The following is an 8,715-nucleotide window of genomic DNA, read 5'->3' on the forward strand; positions in this document are numbered from 1 at the left end:
GGCAGATGGTGAATCTGCCGCTAGTCAGATGCTGTGTGGCTTGACGTTTTGACCGACGCAAGCGGCGGTGTCGCAAGAGATTGGTTGCGTTCAACTGAGCCAAGGCAGCGCCATCAGCCACGACGCTGCCTGCATTGCATTCCTGGCTTCGCGCAACACCTGCAACACGCAATGCGAAGCTAATTGAACATGCAAGCTTGCGCTTGTATAAATCGCCTGCAGCAGGCAGGCGAATGACCTCACTCAGATTCGACCTGGCAGCTCTGCGCCAGGTCGATTGCCGTATCGCCCCGCACGCTGCCATTCAAATCGGCACAGCGTTCAACTTGCGGCGCAGGTAGTTGGTCAGCGCGCGCCGCGGCGACTTGCCGCGCCACGATGCCCAACACAGGTGCGAGCCCACTGCGATCTTGCCGCCCCGGTGGCCGAGCCCGAACCAAGTGCGATCCGGGTGGAAGGCGTCGCGTGGCGGGAACAGGATGTCGGCGAACTGCCCACCGTGCGCATTGTAAAAACGCGTCAGGCCACGTGGGCCGGAAATCATCGGAATCTCGCGGTGATCTTGCAGCCTTTCCGGCGCATGCGCGGTAAAGATGTGCTCGATAAACGCGCGCCAGAACGGATGGCCTGGTTCGGAGCCGAATACAGCATTGCCGATCTTGAAGTCTTCATGGCCCGGCGCGCCTTCTTCGACGGGCAGCACGCAATGTTGCGAGAGCACTTGCGCATCCAGTGGCCGTAACAGTTTGTAGTCGGTGTCGAAGTAGAAGCCGCCATGTGCGTGCATGTACGCGCAGCGGGCGATGTCGGCTTTCATCACGCCGAAGCGGATCTGCTCGTAGCGCTCGGCGAACTCGGGGAACGCACGCCGCATCAGTTCTGAGTTATCGGCGTCGTCCCAGACGTAACAGGTCCATCCTGGCAATAGACGCTGCAGGCGATCGCAAATCCTGCGCTCTTCCCACAGCAACTGCTTGGTGGGGGCGGTCAGGTGAATAAGGTGGGGGATCATGGCGGGCGACTCGGGGAACTGGGGGAACCAGAGCCGCCGCCGCAGCGCCGCATCGATTTGGCTACCCGGTTGGTGGCTTGGCTGCACCAACCGTAGTCGCGCTATCGACGTGACATAAGTCGCACTACATGATCATCAAACGCACGCTGATAGAAGAAATCTATGCGCATGCGAAGTTTTGAAACAACGTGTAAATGCAGTCGAAATCCTGACTAAACCCCTTGCCGTTTTGTCATATTCAACTCGTCTGTTGCGAGCCTTGAGGATTAATGCCAGTGCAAGACACAGAACCGTGCGCATGCGGCTCGCAAGTGCTTCGCGCACTGCTGGCACACCGGCCAGCAGTACAGCGTTGCCGGGCAGGCCGTTGCCTGCCCTCACTCATTCCCAACACCGATCTGCACGCCCCTTGAGCGTGGCAGTGCGCGGACAATCGCGCGGCGCAATACGTCCTGCTGCGTGTTCGATCAAGCGCTTGCTGCCGTTGCTGTCGCGCTGCAGTTCAAACGCGTCGTACAGCCGCCCAGTAGCAGCCCGGTGGCGGCGTCCTGCGCTGGCGTAGCAACAATACGGTCCGGGAAACCATCGGCAACGCAATGCGTCGAGCCCAGCGGCACCTGCGTGTTGGGTTCGGCAGCACGGTCGGCCGCAGAGGCGGTCCCACGGACTGTCGCGATCAACCCCAGCAACGCATAGACCGACGCACGCGCAGCCTTCATGGCGCGCAGTCTTCCAAGCGCAACGTGCGCGCGATATCGCGCCAATCGAATGCCGCCACCGCTTGGTCGTCATGCAATGCATAGAACACACCACCCGGGAAGCGTGCATCGCTGCGTTGATCCAGCCACACGCCATCGGTATTGGCGGTAACACGGCCGGCGAAAGCGCCTACATGCGCCAGCGTCTTGCGATCGAACACCTGGAACACGCTGCGGTCCTTGAACTGATCGGTGGCAATCCAGTAGCCGCTGCCATCGTTGCACGCAAACAAGCTGATGCCTTCTGCCTGCGCCTTGAATAACCCCGTGCCGACAGCGCGGCCGCGATAGCGCCCGTCCATGCCGTAGTCGCGCAACTGCGTACCCACGGCCACATCTTCTTCGGCAATCATCAGCCGCGCATTGGCTTCATCGCCGAAGACTGATTCGGCAATCCGCACCGCGCCCGCCTCTGTGGTATCGCCAAAACTTTGGGTCAGGCGCGCCTGCCAGCCCTGCCCTGCCGCATTGATTTGATAGCGGCGAAAGCGCTGCCCAAGTTCGGCCAATGGCGGCGGCAGATCCCTGTTGGTGGGCGACATGTAGTTGTCGCTGACCACCACCTCGTAGCCGCCCTCATGCTTGCGCACCCACAGGCCATAAGGTTCGCGCAACGTATCCTGGCCGAAGGCCGTCAATGGCTTGAGATCCGGCAACGAAAATACCTGCACACGGCGATTATCACGCTCCACCACGAACACCAGGTCATCGACGATCGAGATGCCGTTCGGGCGGTCGAGTTTGCCCAGGGCCTTGCCCTTGCCGCCGACCACCCGCAGCCGCTTGCCGCTGTCGCCATCGAAGACCACTAGCGCATGCGTGCCCTTGGCCGTGGCGATCAGCCAACGGCTGCCATCCGGCGCCATCCAGCTGGCCGGCGAATCCAGATTGTCCGATGGCGTCAGCGTGGTGATGAAGGCTTCCGGCACCACTTGGTGCGCAACCTTGGCCTCGCTCAGCAACGGCTCTTTCAGTAGCGCTTCGTCGGCCTCGCGGCCGGCCGGGGCGCTGGCGCAACCGACCAGTGCCATGGCAGCGACCAGCAGCGTGGTCTGCAGTAAGTGGCGCGGTGCGCTCACAGCGCCACCTTCAGGCCGAGCGCATAGGTGCGGCCGTATTCTTCATTTTGCAGGGTGCGCGAGGGGATGCCCTGATACAGCTCCAACGGTTCGTCCAGCAGGTTCTGCGCTTCCAGATACAGGCTCACGTGACTGTTGAACTGGTAGCTCATGCTGAAATCCATCTGGGTGTGCGGGGCAACGTAGATATCGTAGGCGCGGCTCTGACCGATGGTGTCCAGGTATTGGCTGCGATACACGGCCGCCACGCGTGCGCTGAACCCGTATTTTTCGTAGCCCAGGTGGCCGCTGTAGATGCGCTTGGACGAACGCGGCAGCATGAAGTCGTCGCCGGCGCGGTTGGCCAGGCCCGGAGCGAAATCGCTGTCCAGGGCGGTGGCGCTGGCGCCCGCCAGAAAGCCGTTCCAGCCTTCGGGCAGGAAGTCCAGGGTCTGCTGCCAATTGAGTTCGGCGCCACGCACTTTTGCGGTATCGCCATTGATCGAGCGCGTGACCTGCAACCCGGGAAATTCCGCGTCGTTGGTATTGAGCGTCTGCACGATGTAGTCGTCGATCGACTTGTGGAACACGCCCAGCGAGATCAGGCCGGTGCTGCCGATGTATTTTTCGAACGACAGGTCCAGATTCTGCGAGCGGTACGGATTGAGATCCGGGTTGCCGATGCTCACCTCGTTATCGCCGCGGTTGATGCTGACGCGCGGCGACACATCGCCAAACGACGGGCGCGACAAGGTCTTGTTGGCGGCAAAGCGCAACACCCAGTCGTTGCCACTGTCGTAGCGCAGATGCAGCCCGGGCAGCACGTTGGTGTAGCTGCTGGAGGCTTCGCGCGGTGTCACCGTGGCGGTGCGGCCATTCGGCGCCACATCCACCTGGTTGCCAGTGGCGTTGAACTGGGTGTTTTCCACGCGCACGCCGGCAATCATGCGCAGTGCGCCGATGTCCCAGGTGCCCATCGCATAGGTGGCGAAGACATCTTCGCTGGCGTTGTAATCGTCCTGCAGCGAGGTCTGCAGATTGCCGCCCACATCCTGCGGGCGTGCGCTGTACAGGTTGCCGGAGGTGTTCCAGTAGCGGCGCATGCCGTCCGAGCCGACGCTCTCGCCCAAGGTGCCACCACGATGTTCGGGCGCGGCGGTGGTCCAATCGCTCAGGTCGATAGCCGGACCACGACGCAGCTCGCTTTCGTCCACGTTGACGTCGCGCTCGCGCCAGCGGCCGAGCACGCCCATCTTCAGGCTGGAATGTTCGCCGTCGAAACGCACGTTGATTTGCGCGCTACGCTCACTGTCGTCCACCTGCTTGGGCGCAATCACGAAGCGATCGAACACAAAATCGTCATTGCTCTGCCAGCCGTTGTCGGAGAAGCCCAACTTCGGAATGCCGCTGCGCTGATCCACCGTCGCCGATAGATCGGCGCCGTCGTAGTTGAAGCGCGCCTCCTTTTCGTCGTTCACGCGCTCGGTGGTCTTGGTATAGCCCACCTTGTAATCGACGGTGGCGCTGCTCAGGCGGTTCTCACCGCCAAAGCTCACCGCCCTGTTGTCTTCCTTCTTGGTGCGGTAGCGCACGCGCTTGGAAATGCTGTCGGCCGGCAAGTCGGCCACGTTGTAGGTGCCGTCGCCATTGGCGCTGACCTCACCGTCGCTCAAGCCGAAGATGGTGCGCTGACGCGTTTCGGCATCATCGAAACGGCTGTACAGCGAGCGCAGGTAATAGCGGTTGTCCGCATCCGGGCGCCAGTCCAGATTGAGGTTGGCACCCATGCGGGTGCGTTCGATGAAATATTTACGACGTTGCACTTCACCGGCGAACAGATCGTCATCCGCGCCGCCTTCAAAGGTGTCGTAGGCCACTTCGGTGTTGTCGGATTCGAACTCGCGGTCCTGGTAGTTCACACCCACCGCCACACCGAAGGTACCGCCGAAGATATCGCCGTAATTGAACGCGCCCTTCGGGCTGGTCTTGCCCGACAGCGACTGATGGCTGCCTTCGATGGAGCCGCGCAACGTGCGTCCATCGCGGTCGAATGCGGAGGTGGACTCCACCTGGATCGCGCCGCCGATGGAATCGCCCGGCATGTCCGGGGTCGGCGACTTCACTACCTTCAGGCGCTCGGTGGAATCGGAAGGAATCACGTCCAGCGGCGTGGAGCGCGTGCCGTCTTCCGGGGTGCCCATGTTCATGCCGTCGATGGTGACGCTGTTGAGCGACGAATCGAGCCCGCGGATGACAACAAAGCGGCCTTCACCCTGGTCGCGGGTGACGCTGATGCCGGGTAGGCGCTGTAAGGATTCTGCAACATTCTTATCCGGGTAACGTCCCATCGCATCGGAGGCGACTGCGTCCTGGATGGCATCGGAGGCGCGCTTGAGATCGACCGCGCGCTCCTGCGCTTCCAGTTGCGGGCGCACTTCCAGCCGCTCCAGGTCGATTGCCGCAGCACCGACGGCGCCGCTAGCGGCCACACCCTCAGCCGCATTCGCCAGCAGGCTCCACGTGGCTGCGGCCAACGTCAGCGTGATCGCCAGGCAGAGCGGAGTCTTGTTCAACACGGGTGCTTCCCCAATCGGTTAAGAATGGGTGGGCACACTATGTCTACGACGTTTCACTGACATGACATATGCATGGACGATCACACCCAAAGTGTGGCGACACACCGCGCGGCTGCGGCACACTGTGCCCTTCTCTCGCCTGTCGCTGCCCATGAAAATCGTCGAAGTCCGCCACCCCCTCGTCCAGCACAAGATCGGCCTGCTGCGCGATGCCGCCTTGAGCACCAAGGGCTTCCGCGAGCTGGTCACCGAACTGGGCACGCTGCTGGCCTACGAGGCTACCGCCAATCTGGAGACCGAATCGCACACCCAGCCGGGCTGGGCCGGCCCGGTGACGGTGCAACGCATTGCCGGTGCAAAGATTACCCTGGTGCCAATTTTGCGTGCCGGCCTGGGCATGTTGCCCGGCGTGCTGGCATTGATTCCCACCGCGCGCGTGAGCGTGGTCGGCCTGCAGCGCGACGAAGAGACCTTGCAGCCGGTGCCCTACTTCGAACGCCTCACCGGCCGTTTGGAAGAACGCGACGCCCTGATCCTGGACCCGATGCTGGCCACCGGCGGCACCCTGATTGCCACCATCGACATGCTCAAGCGCGCCGGCGCGCGGCGCATCAAGGGCATCTTTCTGGTCGCTGCACCGGAAGGCCTGAAAGCATTGGAAGCGGCGCATCCTGACGTGGAGGTCTACACCGCCGCCATCGACGACTACCTCAACGACAAGGGCTACATCCTGCCCGGCCTGGGCGATGCAGGAGACCGGATTTTCGGTACGCGGGTGGAGTGAGTTGGTAAGGATAGAGAGGAGAAAGTCGCGCTGACCGGAGCTCAGTGCGTCGACGCCTCGATCGCCGCGCTCACATACACCAGCGGTGCATTCCAATTGATCGCCACTTCGTTGGTGGAGTAGCTGCAGAAGTTGTCCAAATACGACAGCGCCGGCAGGTTCGAGGGGTACGGCACCTTGCACTCCTTGGCATCCTGATGCCCCGGCTGCGGGCCACCGACCAGCCAACCCGGCACCGGCGCTTCGATGCCGTCGGCTTGGGAGGGGCGGTGGTGGATATGCATCGGCGTGCGCTTCCCCATCCCGGTAACGAAGGACAGACCCAGCGGATTGCGGCCCAGGATGTAGTCCAACTGAGATTGCGCGGCATACAGAAACTGCCGTTTTTGCGTCAGCCGGTAGCCCTGTAGCAGCATCATCGCGCGGTTGAGCACTCCGCCATTGCTGCCCCACACGAAATTGCTGTCTGCCATGGACAAACGCCACGACGACGATTGCCAGCTGTCGGCCAACTGCTGCGCCAAGCCGGTGATCTCCCGCTCGATCCGCGCGCGATCGGCATGCGGCGTGAGTCGGTCGCGGTGCTCGGCCAACGACATCCAGGCAAGGCCACCGACATTGCCCCACGACGGCACCGTGGCCGGCACGTTGCGCGCAATCATCGCGTCGTAAAACCCGTCCTCGCGCGTGGCGATGTACAACTCGGCCGCTGCCCAAGCGAATTCGTCGTCCAGATGCGCATCGTCATAACCGCCGGTGAGCACGCCGCTGGGCTGGTGATAAATCACATCCGGATGCTGCTTCGCCCATGCCCACGCAGCCCGCGAGGCTTTCAACATGCGTGCCGACATGCCCGGATACTGCTGTTCAAACGGCGCATACACGCGGCTGGCCACGGCCATCACTGCTGCGAAGTCCAGGGTCGCGGCAGTCGTCTTCATCACCACGTAGCGTTGCTGCTTGGCATGATCCGGCATCACCAAACCATCGAACCGCTTGTTGGTGAGCTTGTGGTACACGCCGCCATCGGCGGGGTCCTGCATGGCAAGCATCCAGTCCAGATTCCACCAGGCCTCCTGCAGGATGCCGGGCACGCCGGGCGCATCGTCGGGGATGGTCAGCGGTTTCGACTTAAAAAAGGCCGAATACTGCGCGTAAGCCGCCAGCAAGGTGTAGGTGCTGATGCCGGAATTGACGATGTACTTGTTGTAGTCGCCCGCGTCGTACCAGCCCTTGGGCGCGCTGATCACGCTATCGGTCGGGCGCGTCGCCGACGCTGCGGACGGATGGATGCGTATCTGCGTATCCGGATGCCCGGCCGCACGCGCGTAGCGCCCGGCGTACCGCGCCGGCAGCGCGGTGCTGGCACGGTTGAAGTAGAACGCTTTCAACGCTGCATCGACCAACGGCTGATACGCATGCGCGTTGATTGCAAACGTATCCGATGCCGGCAACCCATCGACCTTCAACCGATAGGTACCGGCAATACGCAGGCCGGAAAAATCGGCCACCTGTGCCTGCTGATCGGCCGGCAACCACACCGCGGCCGGCTGCAGGGTTCCTTGCAATACGCTGTGGCCCTGCGCATCTTCGACCGTGAAGCGATTCGAACGAATTGCGGCACCTTGTGGCAGCCCGACCACGGCCAGTTTTTCCGAACCCGGTAGATAGCCGAGTTGGTTGACGTGGATCTGGGCCGCTGCGCCGTCAGCAGCAGCCTGTGCAAAGCACGCGGTGGATGAGAGCACGAAAATCGCCGAGGTCAACAGGGTATGCAGTGTCTTCATGCCGCAATGGTGGTCGCATCGGTGCGTGGAAACAAGCACGTGCAGGAAGATGTGCACGCATGGAAGCAGCGACCTCGTATGACCAGTGCCACGCCGACCGGCACCGGGCTGGCGCAGGCCGCAACGGTGGTTGTCTACATGGCGCCGCCCGGACGTGCCATGCCTGTTCTCGAATGGAAAGATTATCAAACATCGGCAAACCCGCGAGCGCTCCGGACATCCAAATCCACAACCACCCGATCGCATTTAGATAAGAACTAGCATGCGGTTAAAACCAATACCCGACAAATCTCCTCAAAATTTTACGAATCACTTCTTCGCCATCTTGCATCTGCAATAGCTCACACAAATGAACGATACAAAGATGTCATTCCACGCTAAAAAACCTATAAATACAGGTATTCCGCACGCAATGAAGCCAATTCCAATCACATAGAATTCTCACCGACAGCGTGAATTCATTCGATCAATCAACAAAGCAAAAAAATTTTTATTGCATTATATTCGAACGCATGCTGATGTAAGCACGCTATCGCTGTTCGCAAAAGACCACTTTCCGGTTCCGAACAGTTCGCACCCTCAACTGGCAGCGAGACATGGAGCGTGCCTAAGGAGTCGCCCCTGAAAAACCCCAACCACCCAACGACCGCAAGGCCTTGATGTCTGCACCGGCGTGCTAAAACTACCAGTGTTCGCTACGCTGAAGGCTGGTTTCTTGCAATTTCCGCCCATGCGTACAC

General features: G+C 61.4%; 6 protein-coding genes. 1 reads left to right on the forward strand and 5 read right to left on the reverse strand.

Annotated features, from left to right (window positions below; translation table 11 throughout):
- Positions 1 to 304 precede the first annotated feature (304 nt).
- From NX05_RS01500 to NX05_RS01515, 4 genes are all read right to left on the reverse strand, one after another.
- On the reverse strand, positions 305 to 1,012 hold the full coding sequence (locus NX05_RS01500; protein ID WP_010372330.1) for a glycosyltransferase family 32 protein: 708 nt from the start codon (positions 1,010 to 1,012) through the stop codon (positions 305 to 307).
- A gap of 467 nt (positions 1,013 to 1,479) precedes the next feature.
- On the reverse strand, positions 1,480 to 1,731 hold the full coding sequence (locus tag NX05_RS01505; protein WP_039437674.1) for a hypothetical protein: 252 nt from the start codon (positions 1,729 to 1,731) through the stop codon (positions 1,480 to 1,482).
- A complete protein-coding gene (locus tag NX05_RS01510) occupies positions 1,728 to 2,849 on the reverse strand; it encodes a phytase (protein WP_039437672.1) in 1,122 nt (373 codons plus the stop codon). Before NX05_RS01510 ends, NX05_RS01505 begins: the two co-directional genes overlap by 4 nt.
- Entirely contained in the window at positions 2,846 to 5,404 is a 2,559-nt protein-coding gene (locus NX05_RS01515; protein ID WP_039437669.1) for a TonB-dependent receptor, read from the reverse strand. Before NX05_RS01515 ends, NX05_RS01510 begins: the two co-directional genes overlap by 4 nt.
- Positions 5,405 to 5,555: 151 nt before the next feature.
- Between NX05_RS01515 and upp the strand changes: the two genes are divergently transcribed.
- Positions 5,556 to 6,188 (forward strand): uracil phosphoribosyltransferase, encoded by a 633-nt coding sequence (gene upp, locus NX05_RS01520; protein ID WP_039437666.1) that lies wholly within the window; start codon positions 5,556 to 5,558, stop codon positions 6,186 to 6,188.
- A 41-nt stretch (positions 6,189 to 6,229) separates the two neighbouring features.
- Here upp and NX05_RS01525 read toward each other — a convergent pair whose 3' ends face one another.
- Positions 6,230 to 7,975, reverse strand: coding sequence for a glycoside hydrolase family 9 protein (locus tag NX05_RS01525; protein ID WP_039437663.1), 1,746 nt, complete (start codon positions 7,973 to 7,975; stop codon positions 6,230 to 6,232).
- Positions 7,976 to 8,715: the final 740 nt, after the last annotated feature.

Origin of the sequence: Xanthomonas vasicola (assembly GCF_000772705.2) — a bacterium.
GTDB lineage: Bacteria > Pseudomonadota > Gammaproteobacteria > Xanthomonadales > Xanthomonadaceae > Xanthomonas > Xanthomonas vasicola.